19 protein-coding genes are annotated in these 20,425 nt (G+C 55.2%); 12 read left to right on the top strand and 7 right to left on the bottom strand.

All coding sequences use genetic code 11. The annotated features are described in order from the left end of the window. Positions 1–17: 17 nt before the first annotated feature. Genes ACT3TF_RS06760 through ACT3TF_RS06770 form a run of 3 tightly spaced genes read right to left on the bottom strand, consistent with a single transcriptional unit; the run spans position 18 to position 2,442 of the window. Complete coding sequence (locus ACT3TF_RS06760) at positions 18–968, bottom strand: biotin-dependent carboxyltransferase family protein (RefSeq protein WP_444671848.1); 951 nt, start codon at positions 966–968, stop codon at positions 18–20. After that, positions 965–1,663 carry a 5-oxoprolinase subunit B family protein gene (locus tag ACT3TF_RS06765; RefSeq protein WP_441685401.1) on the bottom strand — a complete coding sequence of 233 codons (699 nt, stop codon included), beginning with the start codon at positions 1,661–1,663 and terminating at the stop codon, positions 965–967. Before ACT3TF_RS06765 ends, ACT3TF_RS06760 begins: the two co-directional genes overlap by 4 nt. A 26-nt stretch (positions 1,664–1,689) precedes the next feature. Continuing rightward, positions 1,690–2,442 (bottom strand): 5-oxoprolinase subunit PxpA, encoded by a 753-nt coding sequence (locus ACT3TF_RS06770; protein ID WP_096277394.1) that lies wholly within the window; start codon positions 2,440–2,442, stop codon positions 1,690–1,692. Positions 2,443–2,925: 483 nt separating this feature from the next. Here ACT3TF_RS06770 and ACT3TF_RS06775 point away from each other — a divergent pair, with 483 nt between their 5' ends. From ACT3TF_RS06775 to ACT3TF_RS06795, 5 genes are all read left to right on the top strand, one after another. Continuing rightward, a complete protein-coding gene (locus ACT3TF_RS06775; protein WP_444671849.1) occupies positions 2,926–3,909 on the top strand; it encodes a TRAP transporter substrate-binding protein in 984 nt (327 codons plus the stop codon). Between the two features lie 81 nt (positions 3,910–3,990). Then, entirely contained in the window at positions 3,991–4,554 is a 564-nt protein-coding gene (locus ACT3TF_RS06780) for a TRAP transporter small permease (protein WP_441685370.1), read from the top strand. A gap of 75 nt (positions 4,555–4,629) precedes the next feature. Further along, on the top strand, positions 4,630–5,934 hold the full coding sequence (locus tag ACT3TF_RS06785) for a TRAP transporter large permease (RefSeq protein ID WP_444671850.1): 1,305 nt from the start codon (positions 4,630–4,632) through the stop codon (positions 5,932–5,934). A gap of 198 nt (positions 5,935–6,132) precedes the next feature. Then, positions 6,133–7,038 carry an NAD-dependent epimerase/dehydratase family protein gene (locus ACT3TF_RS06790; protein ID WP_444671851.1) on the top strand — a complete coding sequence of 302 codons (906 nt, stop codon included), beginning with the start codon at positions 6,133–6,135 and terminating at the stop codon, positions 7,036–7,038. 85 nt (positions 7,039–7,123) lie between these two features. Next, a complete protein-coding gene (locus ACT3TF_RS06795) occupies positions 7,124–7,867 on the top strand; it encodes an HAD family hydrolase (RefSeq protein WP_444671852.1) in 744 nt (247 codons plus the stop codon). Here ACT3TF_RS06795 and ACT3TF_RS06800 read toward each other — a convergent pair. The 4 genes from ACT3TF_RS06800 to ACT3TF_RS06815 form a co-directional block, all read right to left on the bottom strand. Further along, positions 7,839–8,582, bottom strand: a complete 744-nt coding sequence (locus tag ACT3TF_RS06800; protein WP_096277407.1) for a sulfite exporter TauE/SafE family protein — start codon at positions 8,580–8,582, stop codon at positions 7,839–7,841. The genes ACT3TF_RS06795 and ACT3TF_RS06800 overlap by 29 nt on opposite strands. A gap of 137 nt (positions 8,583–8,719) precedes the next feature. Next, positions 8,720–9,523, bottom strand: a complete 804-nt coding sequence (iolB, locus tag ACT3TF_RS06805; protein ID WP_096277409.1) for a 5-deoxy-glucuronate isomerase — start codon at positions 9,521–9,523, stop codon at positions 8,720–8,722. Positions 9,524–9,534: 11 nt separating this feature from the next. Beyond that, positions 9,535–10,542: an inositol 2-dehydrogenase gene (gene iolG / locus ACT3TF_RS06810; protein ID WP_444671853.1), complete on the bottom strand. Its 1,008-nt coding sequence runs from the start codon at positions 10,540–10,542 to the stop codon at positions 9,535–9,537. Between the two features lie 49 nt (positions 10,543–10,591). Then, entirely contained in the window at positions 10,592–11,497 is a 906-nt protein-coding gene (locus tag ACT3TF_RS06815) for a MurR/RpiR family transcriptional regulator (RefSeq protein ID WP_444671854.1), read from the bottom strand. A 218-nt stretch (positions 11,498–11,715) separates the two neighbouring features. On the opposite strand from ACT3TF_RS06815, the gene ACT3TF_RS06820 reads away from it, so the two are divergent. From ACT3TF_RS06820 to iolE, 7 genes are all read left to right on the top strand, one after another. Continuing rightward, entirely contained in the window at positions 11,716–12,687 is a 972-nt protein-coding gene (locus ACT3TF_RS06820) for a sugar ABC transporter substrate-binding protein (RefSeq protein ID WP_096277415.1), read from the top strand. Between the two features lie 54 nt (positions 12,688–12,741). Then, positions 12,742–13,872, top strand: a complete 1,131-nt coding sequence (locus ACT3TF_RS06825; RefSeq protein WP_096277417.1) for an ABC transporter permease — start codon at positions 12,742–12,744, stop codon at positions 13,870–13,872. 1 nt (position 13,873) lies between these two features. After that, positions 13,874–14,764, top strand: a complete 891-nt coding sequence (locus ACT3TF_RS06830) for an ATP-binding cassette domain-containing protein (protein ID WP_444671855.1) — start codon at positions 13,874–13,876, stop codon at positions 14,762–14,764. A gap of 9 nt (positions 14,765–14,773) precedes the next feature. Then, positions 14,774–15,571 carry a TIM barrel protein gene (locus ACT3TF_RS06835; protein WP_444671856.1) on the top strand — a complete coding sequence of 266 codons (798 nt, stop codon included), beginning with the start codon at positions 14,774–14,776 and terminating at the stop codon, positions 15,569–15,571. Positions 15,572–15,654: 83 nt separating this feature from the next. Beyond that, the gene (locus ACT3TF_RS06840) at positions 15,655–17,613 is read left to right on the top strand and encodes a bifunctional 5-dehydro-2-deoxygluconokinase/5-dehydro-2-deoxyphosphogluconate aldolase (protein WP_096277423.1); all 1,959 of its coding nucleotides are present in this window, start codon (positions 15,655–15,657) and stop codon (positions 17,611–17,613) included. After that, the gene (gene iolD, locus ACT3TF_RS06845) at positions 17,613–19,460 is read left to right on the top strand and encodes a 3D-(3,5/4)-trihydroxycyclohexane-1,2-dione acylhydrolase (decyclizing) (RefSeq protein WP_444671857.1); all 1,848 of its coding nucleotides are present in this window, start codon (positions 17,613–17,615) and stop codon (positions 19,458–19,460) included. Before ACT3TF_RS06840 ends, iolD begins: the two co-directional genes overlap by 1 nt. Positions 19,461–19,495: 35 nt before the next feature. Beyond that, entirely contained in the window at positions 19,496–20,419 is a 924-nt protein-coding gene (iolE, locus tag ACT3TF_RS06850; protein WP_444671858.1) for a myo-inosose-2 dehydratase, read from the top strand. The last annotated feature ends 6 nt before the right edge of the window (positions 20,420–20,425 follow it).

The raw sequence follows: 20,425 nt of genomic DNA on the forward strand, positions 1-20,425 counted from the left end.
CGAGGGGCTTTGACGTATTAGCGCCACACGTTTAGCTGTGCCCGATAATCATCCTGCGCTTGGCTGGCGCTGACAGGGGTTAGCCACACCTTCGTGCCCGGCAGGCATTGGGAAAGCATCGCGCAGGCGGTCGGGGTGAGCGCACCCAGGCGCGGATAGCCGCCAATTGTCTGGCGATCGTTCATGAGTATGATGGGCTGACCGTCAGGCGGTACTTGAACGGCACCGAGTGGAATGCCTTCGGAAATAATGCCGGTCAGTGAGCCATTCAGGACAGGTCCCGTGAGCCGCACGCCCATACGATCGGCACGGTTATCCACCGTCCAAGGCTGATTAAAAGCCTGGAACAGAGAGCGGCCGCTGAAGGTGGCGATTTGTGAGCCGAGCACGACAGGCAGGCGGCATTCTGTTGCGGGCATACGCAAAGCTTGGCTGTCAGGGAGTTGCTTAACCGCTGGGGCATCGCCTTGCCACGTCAAGCGGTCGCCCACTTTCAGCGGTTTACCATCTTCATGTAAGCCGCCTAGCTGCTCACGGGCGGTGCAGGCGCGGCTGCCCAGCACTTCTGGCGCATTTAGTCCGCCGGGAAACGCGAGATAAGCCCGCAACCCCAGGCGAGGCTGGCGAAATACTAAGCGCTGGCCGGGCGTCAGGGTGAAGCTTGTGTTCGGTGCCAGTGGCTTGTCGTCTAACTGGGCATCCAAGTCAGCGCCCGTTAGCGCAAGGTGCACTTCGCATTCGGTTTCGAGGCTTAAGCCGCCGCCCATGACAATCTCGAGAGCTGCGCTGTTTGGCTCGTTGCCTAGCAGCCAGTTGGCCCATCGAAAAGAAATCCAGTCGGCCGCACCGCCTTGGGTTACGCCAAGATGGCCCACGCCAAATCGTCCGGCATCTTGAATTAACGCCAGCGGTCCTGCTTGTTTAACGAGCATTCCTGCGGGCGCTTTACGCGTAGCAACTTGGCTCATGAGCGCTCCTCCATCGGGGTGGTATCACCACCGTCCGCTTCAAACTCGGCGCGCGAGATCGCTTTAAACCGTACTTTGTCACCAGGGCGGAACAGGGGGTCGCCACGCTTGGCATACTCGAAAAGCGGCACGTTAGTACGGCCAAGAATGTTCCAGCCACCTGGCGAAAGCAGCGGGTAAATCGCCGTTTGGCGATCGGCAATACCTACGCTGCCTGTCGCGACTTTGCGGCGCGGCGTTTTTAAGCGCGGGGTGGCTAGCGCTTCATCTACCAAGCCCATGAAGCCATAGCCGGGCGCGAAACCGAGTGCGAATACGCAGTAGTCGTGGTTGCAGTGCTGTTCGACCAGTGCCTCGACGCTTAAGCCCGCGCGCTTGGCGACCAGGGGCAGCTCAGGCCCCACGCTTTCGTCATACCACACGGGAATTATGTGTAGTTCACCCGCTTGGGTATCTGCAGGCGTGAGGTTGCAAAGCGTCTTGTTGATAAGGCTTAGGGCATCGCTGTGATTCAGCTGCTGACAGTCGTAGTGAACTAATAGCGTGGTGTATGAGGGGACTAAATCAATTAAAGCGTTCCCAAAGGCGGCGCGCAGGGCTTGATCGGCGGCGATCACCCAAGCCATATTGGCTTCATCAATGGTGTCGAACAGGCGCACCATTAGGGCGTCCATGGCGGTCGTTTCAATGCGCATTTTAGGACGTATTTGAATGCTCGGTTTCACGCCTGCTCCAACGCCTGAAAGGCCTCGCGGATGGCACGCACGGCGGCCACTGATTCGGGATTGTCGCCGTGAACACAAAGTGTGTCGCAGGCCAGCTGTAGCGGAGTGCCGTCAAGTGAGGTGAGCGATTCGCCTTTCGCCAGCATCACCGCCTGATCGACGATAGTGTGCTGATCGTGATGCACGGCGTTCGGTAAGCGCCGTGAGGCCAGATGGCCATTGGCATCGTAGGCGCGGTCAGCAAATGTTTCGAACCATAGGGTAATGCCCAGCTTGGCGGCTAACTCGCGGTGCGGCGCAGCGTCGGCTGTCGACATCACCATCAGCGGCAGGCTGGGATCATAGGCACGCACAGCGCGCATCACGCCTTCGAGTAACGCAAGGTTAGCGGCCATGTCGTTATACAGCGCGCCATGGGGTTTTATGTAGCTGAGTTGCGTGCCTTCCGCTTGGCATATGCCCGCCAGTGCGCCGACTTGGTAGAGCACCATATCTTCAGCCTCTTCCGGGGAGCAGGCCATTGAGCGGCGGCCAAAGCCCATTAAATCGGGGTAGCCTGGGTGCGCACCAATACGCACGCCGTGCTGGACAGCCAGTTTGACGGTACGTCGCATCACATGAGGGTCAGAGGCGTGAAAGCCACAGGCGATATTGGCGCAATCGACATAGGGCATCACATCGGCATCTAAGCCGAGGCTCCAGTTGCCAAAACTTTCGCCCATATCGCAGTTAAGCAGGGGGATGGCCATAGCGACTCCTGTTATTTAGGTGCTTTCACTTAGCAAAAGCTAACGTGTAAACCACCAACAATATATGAATACGGCTTGCCCAGTGCCAATCGTTTTTGATAATTTTTATTTTCTACTGCTCTTATCATATTGTTATTGGTTGGAAAAATGATTAATCGCTGAGCGCGATATATTTTAGCGCTAGCAGCAGGGCGTGATAAAAGCGTTGGCTGTAGTCACTGCTAAAAGTGGCCTCAACATTGCATAGTTAATGCATCGTCACGTGCGTCATCACTCTGTTTAAAGGGCTGGCAGTACGACAACGCTTATTTTATCAGTCAACCATTGCTAGAGCATTCCGTATGGCCTGCCCAAGCGCTATGCTCAGGGGGCGAATGGATATTACAACAACACGTTTCTCCGGGCGTTGGATTACTTCCAGTGCCTCCTCTGGTACTACTACAGAAGTAACACATTAATAAAATGAATAAGAGGGTTCTCAAGATGCGCAAAACACTAACGTCTACACTGCTACTGGCAACTGCCTGCGGCTTAACGGTCACGGCTCACGCTGCCGAATGGACGATGGCCACGCCCTATGGCGATGCTAGCTTCCACACTCAAAATACCAAGCAGTTCGCCGAAGATGTGGCAGAAGCTACCGATGGTGAGCTGACCATCACCGTTCATAGCGGGGGGGCATTGGTCGCTCATGGGGAAATTAAGCCGTCGGTCCGTCGGGGCACTATTGATGCAGGTGAAGTGTTTCTCTCGGTTCTGTCCAACGATGACCCTATTTTTGAAGTCGACACGCTGCCAGGCGTAGCGGGTAGCTATGATGATGCCTACGCGCTTTGGGAAGCGACTAAGCCCATGATTACCGAGCTATTTGCTGATCAAGGATTGATTCCTTTGTATGCGGTTGCGTGGCCCGCGCAAGGTATTTACACCGCAGAAGCACTCACCGATCCTGCGCAGTTTGAAGGGTTGCGCGTTCGTGCTCCTAACATCAATACCCAGCGCTTCGTCGATTACTTGAGTGGCAGCCCCACAGAAACCGAAGAATCGGATATTCCCACCGCGTTCAGCACTGGCCGAGTGGATGCCATGATTACCTCCAGCTCCACCGGCAGTTCCATGGCCGCGTGGGATTATGTAACGGATTACACCAATGCCAACCTGTGGCTGCCTAAAAATATAATATTCATGAGTCAGCGTAGTTTTGATGGGCTGGATGAAGCGACTCAGGACGCGTTAATGGAAGCCGCCGCTGAGGCTGAAAAACGTGGCTGGGAGATGAGCCAAGAAGATAACGATGCTAGTTTGGTCACGTTGGAAGAGAAAGGTGTTGCGGTTTCTGAGCCTAATGAAGCCATATCCGCTGCCCTACAGTCGTCTGGCGACAAGCTCTTTGAAGACTGGCAGTCTCGTGCCGATGACGAAGCTAAGCAGGCACTGGAAGCTTATCGCGATCAGCGGGATAGCTAATCCTCATCTTGATAGCTCTTGTGAGGGGCTGGCTTTGGCCAGACCCTCTGTTTTTCCCATGTGCTTCGCGAGACTGTGAATATGACGTTTAAATTCGACAAACTCTATCGTCTGGGAGCTTGGGGAGCAGCGGCGTGTATGGTGGCTATCTGTGCGCTCATCGCGTTCCAGGTGACCTTTCGATTGATAGATGCTCTGCTTGTACTGGTTGGCTTGAGCCGCCTGGGTTTAAGTATTACCGGCGTTTCGGAACTGGCTTCTTACCTGCTGGTAGGGGCGACCTTTTTAGGATTAGCCTACACCTTTGTGCACCATGCCCATATTCGTGTGACGCTGCTGATTGCACGTCTGCCATCGGCCGTGCGCGTTTGGTTTGAAGTATTTTGTTTAATTATTGCGCTGGCGATCAGCCTAATACTGAGTTACGGCCTGATTGAGCTGGCAAGAGAAAGTTTGGCGTATAACGATGTTTCCTCAGGATTTTTGTCGATTCCGCTATGGATTCCCCAAACAGTGCTGGCGACGAGCGTCGGCCTGCTGTGTTTGGCCCTTATCGAAGCCTTGTTGATGGCATTGCGCATCGCCGCCCGCGACCCCTCGAGCTTTCGCGAGGCCACCGCGACGGATGACAGTGAGATGCACTGAGGTTATGTCTGCTAAGTCTATGACAACTCACTTTGTACTTACTCAGCCCATGCTTTTTATTCCGGAGACGCCCGCGTGCTATTACTAAGTTTGGCTACCATTCTTACTCTTATGCTGTTGCTTGGCAGCGGGGTGTGGATCGCCTTCGCGCTGATCGGCACTGCCTGGATAGCATTAGAGTTCTTCAGCTCGTTCTCACCAGGGTCGATCTTAGCCTCAGATTTTTGGGGGGCTAGCTACGGCTGGGACCTTACCGCACTGCCTATGTTTATCTGGATGGGTGAAATACTGTTTCGCTCAGGCCTTGCCGACAATATGTTTCGCGGCCTGTCACCCTGGCTGAATCGACTGCCTGGCCGTTTACTTCATACCAATATTATTGGCAGCGGGATGTTTGCTGCGGTGTGCGGCTCTTCCGCGGCGACCTGCGCTACGGTGGGCAAGATGACGCTACCAGAGCTTGAACGACGGGGCTACGACAGCAATATGGCGATTGGTACGCTGGCCAGCGCCTCGACGCTGGGGCTGTTGATTCCACCGTCTATCGTGCTGATCGTCTACGGTGTGGTGACTGAGCAGTCGATCTCCAGGCTGTTTATGGCAGGGATTGGCCCCGGTTTAATGATCCTGGCAATGTTTATGACCTATCTCATTTTATGGGCGCTGCTTAAAGGCAATCGTGAAGGGCTTACCGGTGAAGATGAGTCGGACATGAGCTTTGCGGAAAAGCTGCGTAATACGTGGTCACTCGTCCCTATTTTGCTACTGATCGGCGGCATTGTCTTTTCAATCTATGGTGGGTTAGCGTCGCCCACTGAGGCGGCTGCGGTGGGTGTGGTGCTATCGATTGTGATTGCACGTTTTAACGGTCACTTTGATCGCGATATCTTCAAAAACTCACTGTTTGCCGCTGTCCGTACGGCCTGCATGATCGCGTTTATTATTGCCGGCGCCTCATTTTTAACCTCGGCGATGGGCTTTACTCAAGTGCCCATGAAACTGGCTCAAGCGATTAGTGAAATGGGGCTTTCACCCACCATGCTGCTGGTAGCACTGACCCTGCTTTTGCTGATGATGGGGTGTTTTCTCGACGGTATCTCGCTGATTCTGCTGGTGACGGCGATTATTATGCCGGTGGTAAGCGCTGCGGGCTTCGATTTGATTTGGTTTGGTATTTACCTGGTCGTAGTGGTTGAAATGTCGCAGATTACGCCGCCAGTTGGCTTTAATCTGTTCGTGATTCAAGGATTAACCGGTAAAGATATTCTGACCATTACCAAGGCCACGCTGCCGTTTTTCCTACTGATGCTGCTGGCGATTGCATTAATGCATATCTTTCCCGGCATCGCCCTCTACTTGCCTGAAGCTATGAATAAATAAACGCACGGATTGGCCATAAGGCAGCATCCAGGCTGCTTTGAAAGTGCCTGGATGCTTAACTGATACTCTTGGTAGCCGCGCGGCTAACCTCCTAATCCAGTGCACAAGTCCTTTTAGTAAGCCCTGCCTTCGATCAGTCAGTCCTGGGCATTTCTTTGCTAAAGAGGAATGGTTCGTTCTGTTCATTAAGGAGTCTCCATGCGAATTCTCTTCACTGGTGGCAGCGGTAAGGCCGGTCGTCATGCGACGGCCTACCTGCGCGATCAGGGCCACCGAGTCACCAATCTGGATTGGATTGTGTCCGACGTGCCCGGTATCACCACTCTGAAGGTCGACTTGACGGACGCTGGCCAGGTGTTTAATGCATGCCAAGCTTACGCAGGGATCGACGAGCTTGAACCGGGCACCGGCGTGCCGCGTTACGATGCTATTGTCCATTTCGCCGCTATTCCCGCTATCCTGCACCGGCCGGATAATGAAACCTATCGTATTAATACACTCAGTACCTATAACGTGCTGGATGCCGCCACTCGGCTAGGTATTCCTAAGGTGATTTTTGCCTCCAGCGAGACCACTTACGGCATCTGCTTTGCGGATGGTGAGAAGACACCGGACTATCTGCCGGTCGATGAGGAGCATCCCACCGTTCCCCAGGATAGCTATGCTATGAGCAAGGTGGTTAATGAGGTAACGGCGCGTTCCTTTCAGGCGCGCTCAGGTATCGATATCTACGGCTTAAGAATCAATAACGTTATTGAGCCGCATGAATACGCCGAGCTATTTCCGGACTTTTTAGATCAACCGGCTATGCGCCAGCGCAATATCTTCGCCTACATTGATGCGCGTGATCTGGGGCAGATGGTCGACTGTTGCCTGAAGACAGATGGCCTGGGTTACGAGATCTTCAATGTTGCCAATAACGATCTTTCGGTTGGCCTGACGAATGCCCAGGTGATTGAACGCTTTTACCCGAACGTGCCGCTCAGGCGCGAGATGGGCGAGTTCGAAACTTTCTATAGCAATGACAAAGCACGTCGTCTTGTCGGTTTCGCACCGACTTACTCATGGCGGGATGCGTTACCGAGCGCTGATAGCGAGCGATAAAGAGAGGGATTAACAGCGTCATCGTTTTGTCATGGCCCTTGGCATACTCTACGCACCGCGAGCCCACGATGAGAGGAGTGCCGCTATGCGCCTGGCCTTGTTTGACCTTGATGACACGCTTCTGGACGGAGACTGCAGCGCCCGCTGGAACCTATGGATGATAGAGCAAGGTTGGATCAGCGATGCCGAGACCTTTATGGCGCGTGCAGAGCTGATGCAGCAGGCCTACCACGCGGAAAAGCTTAAGCTTGAAGAGTATCTGGCGATGACGCTGAAGCCGCTGCGCGGGCGCCGTGTTGTTGATGTTCAAAAGGAGGTCGAGCGGTTTGTTGCGACCCACCTGCAGCCGCGTATTTTCGACCAAGCATGGGCGTGTTTGGAGTCGCACCGCCAGGCTGGCGATACAATGGTGCTGATTTCAGCCTCTTCCCGCCACTTGGTGGCGCCCATGGCGGTGACGCTAGGTATTGATCACGTCCTGGCGGTAGAGCCTAGTGTCGAAAGCGGTATTAATGAACAAGCACGCTATACCGGCGGTAGCGAGGGCATCTTTTCTTATCGCGGCGGAAAGGTCTTACGTCTTCAACAGTGGTTAGCGGAACAACAGGTAACGCCTAGTCACATCACGTTTTACTCTGATTCACGTAACGACTTGCCCTTATTGCAGTACGTTGACTGCCCTGTAGCGGTGAACCCCGACCCAGTGCTGGCTGAGGTAGCGAGTGTAGAAGGGTGGCGATGCTTAGACTGGCGAACACCTTCGCATATTGTGTCGCCTCACGCTTTAGATAAGCATTTTTCTATGTCAGCGCCTGCCATATCAAGTTAAAGCCTACTAAAAACATCGCCAGAATTACTAAACGATAGAATAGCTTTTCGTTAACTCGGCTTTGTAGCCACAAGCCGTTACGCACCCCAATCCAGGCAATCGGCACCAGCACCAGCGAGGCCCAGGCGCTGGTCACGTTAATCTCGCCAAGCCACATGTATGGCGCCAGTTTAATGACGTTAACCACCGCAAACGTCACCGCGCAGGTCGCGATAAAGGTTTCTTTGGCCAGTTTGCGCGGCAGCATATAAACGTTCAGCGGCGGTGCACCGGCGTGGGCCATAAAACTGGTAAAACCGCAGATGGTGGCAGCCGGTAACGCCCATCGGGTGGAAATAGGTTTCTTGGCGACGGGTTTAAGCAGCATGTAAGCGGCAAACAGCAAGGTGATAGCACCCAGTGTCAGACGTAAGCCTTCTTCACTTAGGCGGTCGAACAACAGCGTCCCCACGGCAACACCGACGAACAGCCCCGGCACAAAGCGCCAGACTTCGGCTATATCATGCTTGCCCCACCACGCTTTTACCGCGAACACGTCCATGACCAGCAATAGTGGTAGCAGCAGGCCCGCTGCCTGAGCGGGGCTAATCGCCAGCGCCATCAACGGCACTGAAAGCGTACCGAAGCCCCCCGCAAAACCACCTTTTGAGATGCCGGTCAGGTAGACGGAAAACACAATCAACAGCCAGGCGATAACGGAGTAGTCGGGCAGCATGAGGGGCCTCTATATGCTTTAAAGGGGTGGTAAAAAAAAGCCCCGCGTGAGCGAGGCACAACAGCATAGCATTAGACAGTCGTTAGCAGGCAAAGCAGGCTATCGAAAAGCAGGATGTTGAAAAACTGAGCGTCGATTTAGCTTTCCATCATCCACTCATGATCGGGGTCGTTATGGAACTGCCAGGCACGCTTAGGGCCTGCCATTACATTAAGGTAGTAGAGCGAGTAGCCATGAGCAGCACCCACAGGGTGGTAGCCTTTGGGCACCAGTACGCAGCAACCGTTTTCGATGGCCATCGTTTCATCAAGAGACCGGTCGTCGGTATAAACACGCTGAAACGCAAAGCCTTGGGCAGGGTTAATGCGATGGTAGTAGGTCTCTTCCAGCCGGGTTTCTTGGGGTAAGTTATCCACATCGTGTTTGTGGGGTGGGTAGCTTGACCAGTTGCCGGCGGGGGTAAACACTTCGACCACCAGCAGGCTGTCTGCCGGTTCGCCTTCAGGCAGGATGTCGTGCACATGGCGCGTGTTAGTACCCTGCCCACGTGTACTTTGTTTGATGTTGTCCGGGGCAATTAGGCGTGGCGAATGATTGCCGTGGCCTGGGGCCGCGCAGACCGCCAGCTCCAGATCCGTGGTGGCCTCCACTTGATAGCTAACGTCGTTGGGTAGATAAACGGCGTAAGGAGGGATCTGTTCAAAAATATCCATCCGTTCGCCGATGTCCTCGAAAGAGTGCTCGCCGCTTGCCACATTCGCACGTCCCGTCAGCAGTACGAGGCATACTTCCTGGTGGTTAGTGCTCGCTTCCAGGCGTTCTCCTTTGGCGAGTTTATGCACACGGAAACCGACATACTCCCAGCCCGCAGAGGCGGGGGTAACGTTAATAACGGTGCCTTTTTCATCCGGGGCAGCGGGGCGTACTAGTAGTGATGACATGCGTTGCTCCTTTATTTAGTAAAGGCTGTGTCAGTCTGCAGTAGAATCTTGCGGCCTTCTCGCAACGAGAGCTCGGCGGCATCGGCTAAACGCAACGCTTCTAAACCATCTTGTGCGCCTGCAAGCGGCGCGCGGTTCTCCTGCCAGGCATCAACAAAGTCACCGATTTCAAGCCGGTACGCTTGTGCGTAGCGCTCTAAGAAAAACCACTGAGGCTTATCTTCTATTTGTCCTGCCTCGCCGGTGAAGCGCAGACGAGTATCGCTTTCATTTTGTGCCTGAAGCATACCTTGACTACCAAAGGCTTCAATACGTTGGTCGTAGCCGTAGCAGGCACGACGCGAATTACTGATTTGGCAGAGCTTTCCACTGGCCGTGGTGAGAGTGACCATAGCCGTATCGACATCACCTGCTTCGCCAATGGATGGGTCGATGATGCTACTGCCTACGGCAAAAACACTTTCTATCGGCTCATCTAGCAGCCAGCGGGCCATATCAAGATCATGAATCATCATGTCCCGAAACAGGCCGCCGGACTCGGCTATATATTCGGCAGGCGGGGGAGAGGGGTCGCGGCTGATGATTGTCAGCGTTTCCAATGCACCAATACGTCCTTCGGTAACCGCTTTTTTAAGGGCCGAAAACTGGGGATCATGTCGGCGGTTAAAGCCCAGCGCGCAGGTCACGGGGTGCTCGCTAAGCACTTGAAGGGCATCACGAGTGCGGGCTAAATCCAGAGCGATCGGCTTTTCACATAAAACGGCTTTGCCTGCGCGCGCTGCACGTTCTAGATACTCGGCGTGGGTGGGCGTGCTAGAGGCGATTAGCACTGCGTCGATGCTGTCATCTGCAAAAATAGCGTCTACAGAGACGGCTTGGCTTGCATACTGATTTGCCAACGCCTCGGCGGCGGGAGCGTAAAAGTCAGCCACGGCAGCCAGCGTTACGTCGGGGTGTGAATGAATCGCTTGGGCATGCACCTTGCCAATGCGTCCAGCACCAATGAGTGCAAGTCTCATCGTCTTTCTCCTATTGTAATTGTAGCCGCGTCTATGCGGATGTCCGTGTTTAGGGGTTGCGTTGCTGATCTTGCTGAATGGCTTTTTCGCGTGCTTTGTCCTGACGCATTCCCAGGCTGATTGCCAAGGCTTGCGTCAAGCACAGTGAGGCAGTTAGACCACGGAAACTTTTTACTTCGGCTTCGTTAACCACAAAGACCACGTCGGCAAAACTTGCGAGTGGGCTAAGGTGGGAGTCCGTAATTACGATGATAGGCAAGCCCCGTTGCTTAGCACCTTCACACGCACGCTGACTCTCTTCGGCATAGGGCGAAAAACTAATCGTTAAGAGAGCATCGTGCTGGCTCATTGCACGTAACTGCTCGCGGTACATACCGCCCAATCCGCTAACCAGCAACGCGGGCTTATCCACATGTGCCAGGGCATAAGTCATATAACTAGCCACCACAAAACTGCGCCGTGCCCCCATCACATGAATAGCATGGGCTTTTTCAAAAATATCCAGCGCTTTTTCCAGGCTTTCTGGGTCAATGCGACTAGGCAATTGCTCTAAAACGGCACGATTAGCATCGGCAAATTCCCATAGTAGCTGCGTGCTGTCGGGCGTTTCTCCGGTGGCGCTGCGCACCGCGCGAATTCGCTCAGTGTAGTTGGGAAGCTCATCTACCAAGCGACTGCGAAACAGCTGCTGCATTTCAGAAAAGCCTTTAAACCCCAAACTATTGGCTAAGCGAATTAACGTGGAAGGGGTGACATCGGCCTGCTCAGCGATTTTCGCTACGGTCGCGAGTGCGACTTCTTGAGGATGATCGAGCATAAAGCGCGCGGTTTGCTGCAAGCGTTTGCTCAGCGTGGCGTACTCAGTACTCATTAGCGCTTCCAGCTCGCGATAACTTTGAGGCTGCTTTTGTGGAGGCTGCTTTTGTGGAGGCTGCTTTTGTGGAGGCTGCTGCATAAACATTCCTCAGCGTTAGATTGTGCGCCACTTGGCAATCTCAGAGCCAAATGGCGAGTTGCTATGTAGTCTAGTTCAAGTGAAATAAATATTCCAATAATACCAAAGTATAGAATAAATAGTTTGCAATAGGGTCGATGTGGAATCTATATTTCATAGCGCCAAGGCATTAAATGCCGCTTCTCGACCAACAACGATAACGTTAAGAGGAATTATTTATGGCACGTCTATCTCTATCCCGCTGGCCTCAATGGCTCTTAGCCTCAGCGGCCACCACCGCGCTAATGGCGGGGGCCGCACAGGTGCAAGCACAAGGTCAGGCACAAGAAGAGAACCGCTTCGTCATGGTGACCCATGGTGTTCCCTCGGACCCTTTCTGGTCAGTGGTTAAAAATGGCGCAGAAGCGGCCGCTGAAACAGTGGGTGCAACGCTTGAGTATCGTGCACCTTCAACCTTCGACATGGCCAAGATGCAGCAGCTCGTGGAGGCGGCGGTGGCGTCTCAGCCAGACGGTTTAATCCTGTCTTTCACCGATGAAAGTGCACTCGGCAGCGTTGTTCAAAATGCGGTGGATAACGGCATTCCCGTTATCACGATTAACTCCGGAGGCGACGTGGCGCGCAATTACGGTGCCCGCTTGCATATCGGGCAAAGCGAGTATGAGGCGGGCCGCCAAGCCGCCGAGCGCATGCAAGAGATGGGCGTCGAGAAAGGCGTTTGCGTTAACCATGAGCAAGGCAATCAGGGGCTTGATCAGCGTTGTGACGGTTTTGTCGATGGCTTTGACGGTAACGCCGAGCAGCTAGCAACGACGTACGACCCCACGGCCATCCGAAATGCCATTATCGCTTATCTTAATCAGAACAATGATGTTCGCGGTGTGTTAACGCTAGGCGCCCTAGCCGCTGAGCCAATGATTAGTGCCATGCGCGATCAAGGCGCTACCGAGATGTTCACTCTAGCTACCTTTGATCTCTCGCCTGGCATTCTGGAAGCCCTTGATGCGGGCGAGCTGGACTTCGCGATCGACCAGCAGCAGTACATGCAAGGCTACTTGCCCGTCATGTTCCTAGATCAGTTCGTCAAGAATGGACTGCTACCCGCAGGGGATGTTGCCACCGGCCCTGGGTTTGTCACTCAAGAAAACGCTGCACAGGTTATTGAGCTAAGTAGCCAGGGCATCCGTTGATAACTACCTAATCGGAAAAGGCTCGGCGATGTCGAGCCTTGGGAGTCGGTCACCATGAGTTCCACTGAAACGAAACCATCGGTTGCGCCAGTAGCGGCTGAGCAAGATGAGCGTATCCAGAGAGTCTCTCTCTGGAAGAAAGCGCTTAACCGTCCCGAGTTGGGGGCGCTGGCCGGTGCCGTGCTGGTGCTTGCCTTTTTTATAGCGGCTTCCAGTGGCACCGGGATGTTTACCCCAGCGGGTATTATTAATTTTCTTGAAGTCGCCGCTCAGCTCGGCATTATCGCCACGGCCGCCGCGCTGCTGATGATCGGCGGAGAATTTGATCTCTCGATTGGCTCGATGATTGGTTTGGCAGGCATTCTGATTGCCATTCCTGCAGTGGAGTATGGCTGGCCGCTGTGGGCCGCTATTTTAATGGCGTTCGCCTGTGCGGGCCTGGTGGGCTGGATTAACGGGAATCTGGTCAATAAAACGGGGTTACCGTCATTTATCGTTACCCTGGGCTTCCTGTTCATTCTGCGTGGCCTGGCTATCGGTACTAGCCGGTTATTGACGGGGCGTACTCAGGTGGGGGGAGTGCAGGAGCATATCCCAGGAGATTGGTTCGCGGCGCTTTTCTCTGGAGAAGTCGCTACGGGATTATTTAGTTGGATGGCGGCAAATGGCTGGATGGCGACCAACTTTGCGGGCAATCCCACGGTCACCGGCATTCCTGTGTCTATTGTCTGGTGGCTGGGCTTAACCGCTGTAGCGACTTGGGTGCTGCTATGCACGCCTTACGGAAACTGGATCTTCGCCAGTGGTGGCGATGCCAATGCGGCGCGCAATTCGGGCGTTCCCGTCCATCGCGTCAAGATTTCACTGTTCATGTTCACCGCTTTCTCGGCCACCATCTTTGCCTGTATTCAGGTGATGGACACCGGTTCGGCGGACACCATCCGTGGCCTGCTAAAAGAGCTGGAAGCGATTATCGCGGTGGTGATCGGTGGCGCTTTGCTGACCGGAGGCTATGGGTCTGCGATAGGGGCCGCGCTGGGGGCGCTGATTTTCGGCATGGTGCAAATGGGAATTTTCTACACCGGTGTCAATACTGACTGGTTCCAGGTTTTTCTGGGCGTGATGTTGCTGGTGGCGGTGTTATTCAACAACTACATGCGCAAAAAGGCGATGGAGGCTAAATAACATGACTACACGCACTCCAATGATTGAAATGCGCAGCGTCAGCAAGCACTTCGGTAGTGTCATCGCCATAAGTGATATCTCGATGCAGGTCTATTCCGGTGAGGTAATGTGCCTACTCGGAGATAATGGCGCGGGTAAGTCTACTCTGATCAAAACCCTGTCAGGCGTCCATCGACCCACTCACGGCGAGATGCTGCTGGATGGTAAGCCTGCCCGCTTTAAGTCACCCGCCTTCGCACTCGACGCCGGTATCGCCACCGTTTTCCAGGACCTGGCGATGGTGCCTTTAATGTCGATTACCCGTAACTTTTTTATGGGTCGTGAGCCGACGGTGGGCTGGGGGCCGTTCAAGCGCATCAACTGGAAATACGCCGACCGGGTTGCCAAGGAGGAAATGTCTAAAATCGGTATTGATGTACGCGACCCAAGCCAGCCAGTGGGCACGCTTTCCGGTGGGGAGCGCCAGTGTGTGGCGATTGCCCGTGCCGTCTATTTTGGCGCCAAAGTGCTGATTCTTGATGAGCCCACGTCAGCGCTGGGGGTCAAGCAGGCCTCCGTGGTACTGCGCTACATTGCTAAAGCCCGCGCGGATGGGCTTGCGGTCATCTTTATTACCCACAACGTCCACCATGCTTACCCAGTGGCCGATGCGTTCACCCTATTGTCACGCGGCGGCAGTTTAGGCTCCTTCCGCAAAGAGGAAGTCAGCCGCGAAGAAGTGCTCAATATGATGGCAGGTGGCGCAGAGCTTGAAAGCCTGGATGCAGAGCTTGCGGAATTCCAACGAGACGATAAAGCCAAGAAAGCCAGCTTAGCTGATCAAGACACTCAGCCTGCCGATGTAACAAGCAGCACTGAGCAATCTTCACCGCGAAATGCTAGCGGCTACTAAGGAAGCATGATGAATCAATTAACACCATCATCGCCGTTCACGCTGGCCGTCTGTGCTGAAATGATCTTCTGCGATTTGCCCATGATGGAGCGCATTAAGCGTATTTCTGAGCGGGGCTTCCAAGTCGAAATCTGGGACTGGACTAAGCACGACATTGATGCACTCGCCAAGAGCGGGGCGACACTTTCATCCATGACCGGCTATGTCAGCGGCACCCTGGCAGACGCCGCCGGGGCTGATGAACTGCTGCGCACCGCCACCGAGTCGGTAGAAGTCGCCAAGCGCCTGGGGATCCCGCGCCTTAACCTTCACGGCACCGGGCTAGATGGTAATGGGTTACCCGTTAAGCCTTGCCAAGAGATGACCGGCGCTATGTGGCTCAAAGCGCGGGAAACCTTGAACCGGCTGGCGGATTTAGGCGAGCAGCACGGCGTTACCTTTGTGCTTGAAAACCTCAATACCGACGTTGACCACCCCGGCGTTCCGTTTGCTCGGTTGGCCGATGTGCTGGCGCTGGTAGAAAGCGTTGACCGGACTAGCCTGCGCATCATGTTGGACGTTTACCACGCCCAAATTGGTGAAGGCAATCTAATCGAGTTGATTCGCCGCTGCGGGCCCTACATCGGCGAAGTGCAGGTGGCTGATGTGCCTGGGCGTTGCGAGCCGGGCACCGGCGAAATTAACTATCCAGCCATTGCTAACGCGCTGAATGACATTGGCTATCGCGGCACGGTGGGCTTAGAAGGCTGGGCCGCCGAGGATGACGAATTAGCGCTGGAACGCTTTCGGTCTGCCTTTTCACTATAAGGCCGAGTCAATTCAATAAGACACCGTTAGGCCCTTGACCACTTATAACCAATGCCACGATCAGTGGCGTGGGGGAGACGTTTATGCTTAACAACGACACGCACCAGCGATCGTTAGACCTCATTTGTTTAGGACGCGTAGCTGTCGACCTATATGCCGAGCAGGTTGGTAGTCGTTTGGAAGATGTGGCCAGTTTCGCTAAATATCTAGGTGGAAGCTCCGGCAATGTGGCTTATGGCACGGCACGCCTAGGGCTAAAATCAGCCATGTTGTCACGGGTGGGTGATGAGCAGATGGGGCAGTTTGTGCGCGAAGAACTTGCGCGAGCGGGCGTTGATACGTCTGCGCTACAAACGGATGCTGAGCGCCATACCGGCCTGGTATTGCTGGCACTTAAGGATAGCGAAAGTTTCCCGCTGCTGTTTTATCGCCGCGACTGCGCCGATATGGCCATTGATGCTAATGCTATCGACCCAGACTTTATCGCCAGGGCCAAGGCGCTGGCGATTACCGGCACCCACCTTTCAACCGATACCACGCGCAAGGCGTGTCGCAAGGCATTGGAGGCGGCGGCTAACTCGGGTGTTAAACGTGTTTTGGATATCGACTATCGCCCCGTTCTTTGGGGGCTGACCAACCCAGGCGATGGTGAAACACGCTTTATCGCCGATGATTCAGTTACCGCAGACCTACAGCGCTGGTTGCCTGATTTTGACCTGATCGTCGGCACTGAGGAGGAGTTTCACATTGCCGGCGGCAGTACGGATACTTTGTCGGCCCTGCGTGCGGTACGTCAAGTAAGCGATGCCACGCTGGTGTGCAAGCTGGGGCCGCTGGGCTGCGTAGTATTAGAAGGGGCGATTCCCGAGCGTATCGAAGACGGCATTCTGGTGAAAGGGGTACAGGTCGAGGTGCTCAACGTACTGGGGGCCGGTGACGCCTTTATGAGCGGGCTATTACGCGGCTGGTTGCGCGGCGAATCCTGGCAAACCAGTGCCGATTATGCCAACGCCTGCGGGGCACTGGTGGTTTCTCGCCATGGCTGCGCTCCTGCAATGCCGACAGAAGATGAGTTGTTGGATTATTTAGCCCGCCGCGATGAGGTGCTGCGCCCCGATATCGATCAACGTCTGAACCATTTGCACCGAGTGACCACACGCGTGCCGGCCCAATGGCCTGAAGTGCTGGGGCTGGCGTTTGACCATCGCCGCCAGCTCACTGATATGGCCCGTGATGAACACACCGACCCTGCACGGTTGCCTGTGCTGAAAGAGCTTCTTGTGCAGGCAGCTCAAGAAGGCGCACGGCTAGGCAATATCACCACGCCCGCGATTTTGGTTGACGACGTATTTGGTCAAGAGGCGCTAAGCCTGGCAAGTGGCCGCGGCTGGTGGATTGGCAGGCCGGTAGAGCTACCCGGTTCTCGCCCGCTGCGCTTTCAACACGGCGACGACTTAGGTGCTTGCCTGCGCCACTGGCCACGCGAGCACATCATTAAATGCCTGGTGTTCTATCACCCTGATGACGAACTGTCGCTGCGTCTTGAGCAAGAAGAGCGCCTGCGTCAGCTGTATCAGGCCGCGTGTGCCTATGGGCTGGAGCTGTTGATCGAGATCATTCCTCCCGCTGATATGCCCAGCGACACCACCGTGCTGCCGCGCAGCCTGCAGAGGCTTTACAACCTGGGCATTTATCCCGACTGGTGGAAGCTTCCCGCCATGTCTGATGCGGCCTGGCAGGCAGTGGGCGCGATCATCGCCCGAGAAGATAGCTATTGCCGCGGCGTGGTGCTGCTCGGGCTAGACGCGCCCATGGATGACATGAAGCGTGGCTTTGAAGAAGCCGCTAAACACGCGTGCTGCAAAGGTTTTACCGTTGGGCGAACGCTGTTTGCCAGCGCCAGCCGCGATTGGTTGGCAGGGCGTATTGATGATGCCGGCCTGGTGCAGCGGGTAGCTACTAATTATGCCGAGCTGATTCAGGCATGGCAGCAGCTGCGCGAAAGCCAGCGGCACACGTTGCTTCACTCGGAGGAGGCGTAATGAGCACTATTCGACTGACCATGGCCCAGGCGTTGGTTAAGTATCTGGCCGCGCAACGTATTGAGGTTGATGGTCAAGAGGTGGCACTGTTTGAAGGCGTGTTTGCGATTTTTGGCCATGGCAATGTGGCAGGATTAGGTGAAGCGCTTTACCACGTTCAAGACCACTTGCCGACGTTTCGCGCCCACAATGAGCAAACAATGGCCCACGCGGCGATTGCGTTTGCCAAAGCCAATGGGCGCAAGCGACTGATGGCGGCCACCAGTTCCATTGGTCCGGGCGCCACCAACATGATCACCGCCGCGGCCTTGGCACACGCTAATCGTCTGCCCATCCTGCTGTTGCCGGGCGATACGTTTGCCACCCGAGCGCCTGACCCGGTGCTGCAACAGGTCGAGCATTTTGGCGACCCTTTAATCAGCGTTAACGACTGCTTTCGCCCCGTGTCGCGCTATTTCGACCGTATCAGCCGCCCGGAGCAGCTGCTAACGAGCTTGCCGCAGGCTATCGCTACGCTGCTCGATCCGGAGCACTGTGGTCCTGCAACGCTGGCACTCCCTCAAGATGTACAAACCTTTGCCTATGATTACCCCGAACGCTTTTTTGCCCCCAGGGTGCATTGCATTCGCCGCGCGCCGCCAACACAGGATGAGCTTCAGCAAGCGGTTGCTGCTCTTAAGCAGGCAAAGCGCCCGTTGATCATTGCCGGTGGCGGGGTGCATTACGCGGATGCTTGCGAAACGCTGGCGTATTTTGCCCAGGCGCATGGCATACCGGTTGCCGAATCACAGGCAGGCAAAGGCGCGCTGGCGGACCGCCACCCTTGTGCGGTGGGCGCCATTGGCGTGACCGGTAGCGCTGCCGCCAACCAGTTGGCGAAGCAGGCGGATGTCATTCTGGCGATTGGCACACGGCTGCAAGATTTCACCACCGGGTCGCGGGCCTTATTTGAAAGCGATGAGAAAACGCTCATTGCCCTTAACGTCGGCCGTTTTGATAGCCTCAAGCACCATGCGCTGCCCTTTATCAGCGATGCACGGGTGGGTTTGCAGCAGCTTGACGCTGAGCTAGCTGAATGGCATGCGCCGGATAGTTGGCGAGAACGCACCGCAACGCTCAAGCGCGAATGGGCCGATGTCGTCCATAACGTGACGGCTGACCAAGGGCTGGTATTGCCGACCGACGCCCAGGTGATCGGCGCGGTTAACCGTCAGGCAGGCGATGACTCGACCGTGGTGTGTGCTGCCGGCGGACTGCCGGGTGAGCTACATAAACTCTGGCAATGCTCAGGCCCCGGCAGCTATCACGTTGAGTATGGTTTCTCGTGCATGGGGTATGAAATTGCCGGTGGGCTGGGCGTAAAAATGGCCAAGCCCGAGCGCGAAGTGGTGGTCATGGTTGGCGACGGCAGCTATTTGATGCACAACTCAGAGCTTGCGACCTCGGTGATGCTGGGTCACAAGCTGATAGTGGTGGTGTTGGATAACCGCGGCTATGGCTGTATTAACCGCCTTCAACAGGCCACTGGCGGCGCAGGCTTTAATAACCTGCTCGAAGATTGCCGTCCGGTCGAAGCTGGCGCGCCCAAAACCGACTTTGCTGCGCATGCCAAATCCTTAGGTTGCGCGTCTGAGTCAGTCACCGGTATTGCCGAGCTTGAGCAAGCACTTGTGCGTGCCCGCCAGTCTCAAACCACCTATGTGATCGCCCTGGATACCGACCCGCTACCCAGCACCCAAGAAGGCGGTGCCTGGTGGGAAGTGGCCGTGCCCGAAGTTTCTGAACGGGAAGCGGTCAATTCGGCCTACCAGAGCTACCGCGATGCCAAGCAGCAACAAGCGCGTTAGTCGAGCATGCTTAAACAATCATAAGGAATCACATTATGCCCACGGTAACATTAGGCATTAATCCGCTCACATGGACGAACGACGACCTACCTAGTTTAGGCGCGATGACCTCCCTGGAAACCTGCCTGAAAGAAGGGCGCGAAGCAGGCTTTAGCGGCTTTGAGCTGGGCAACAAGTTTCCGCGTACGCCGGATGCTTTGGGGCAAGTGCTCAATAGCCACAACCTCGCACTGGTGTCTGGCTGGTACTCGGCACAGTTGCTAGCGCGTAGCCCTGAAGAAGAGATTGAAGCCATACAAGACCACATGAATTTGCTCAAACAGTGCGGTGCTAAGGTCATGGTGCTGTGTGAAGTCACTCACTGTGTGCACGGTGATCAGCAGCGCCCGCTTTCCCAGCGTCCTCACCTGGCCGAAGCCGATTGGCAGCGCCTTACCCACGGGCTGAATGTGGTCGGCTACTACCTTAAATCGCAAGGCATACAGCTGGTCTATCACCATCACCTGGGCACGGTGATTGAAAGCCAGGTAGACGTCGAACGCTTGATGGATAACACCAGCGGAGATGTCGGTTTATTGCTGGACTTTGGCCACCTGCGGGGTGCCGACGGTGACCCGCTCGCCATTGCCAAGCGCTACAGCGATCGCATCCACCACGTGCACTGTAAAGACCTGCGCTTCCCGGTGCTGGAAGCCGTGCGTAATCGCGATAAGAGCTTTTTAAATGGCGTGCTTGACGGCATGTTTACGGTGCCGGGCGATGGCGATATCGATTTCTTACCTGCCTTAACGCATCTCTGTGAACAAGGGTATCAAGGCTGGCTGGTGGTTGAAGCTGAACAGGACCCAGAGGTAGCTCACCCGCTGACCTACGCCCGTTTGGGCCACCGCAACTTACGCCAACTTGCCGAGCAGGCAGGGTTTGATATTGCCGACGCCACTATTACCGCTACTGTTTAATTAAGG

The sequence above is a fragment of the Halomonas sp. AOP25-F1-15 genome (assembly GCF_052378675.1).
Classification (GTDB): Bacteria; Pseudomonadota; Gammaproteobacteria; order Pseudomonadales; family Halomonadaceae; genus Vreelandella; species Vreelandella casei.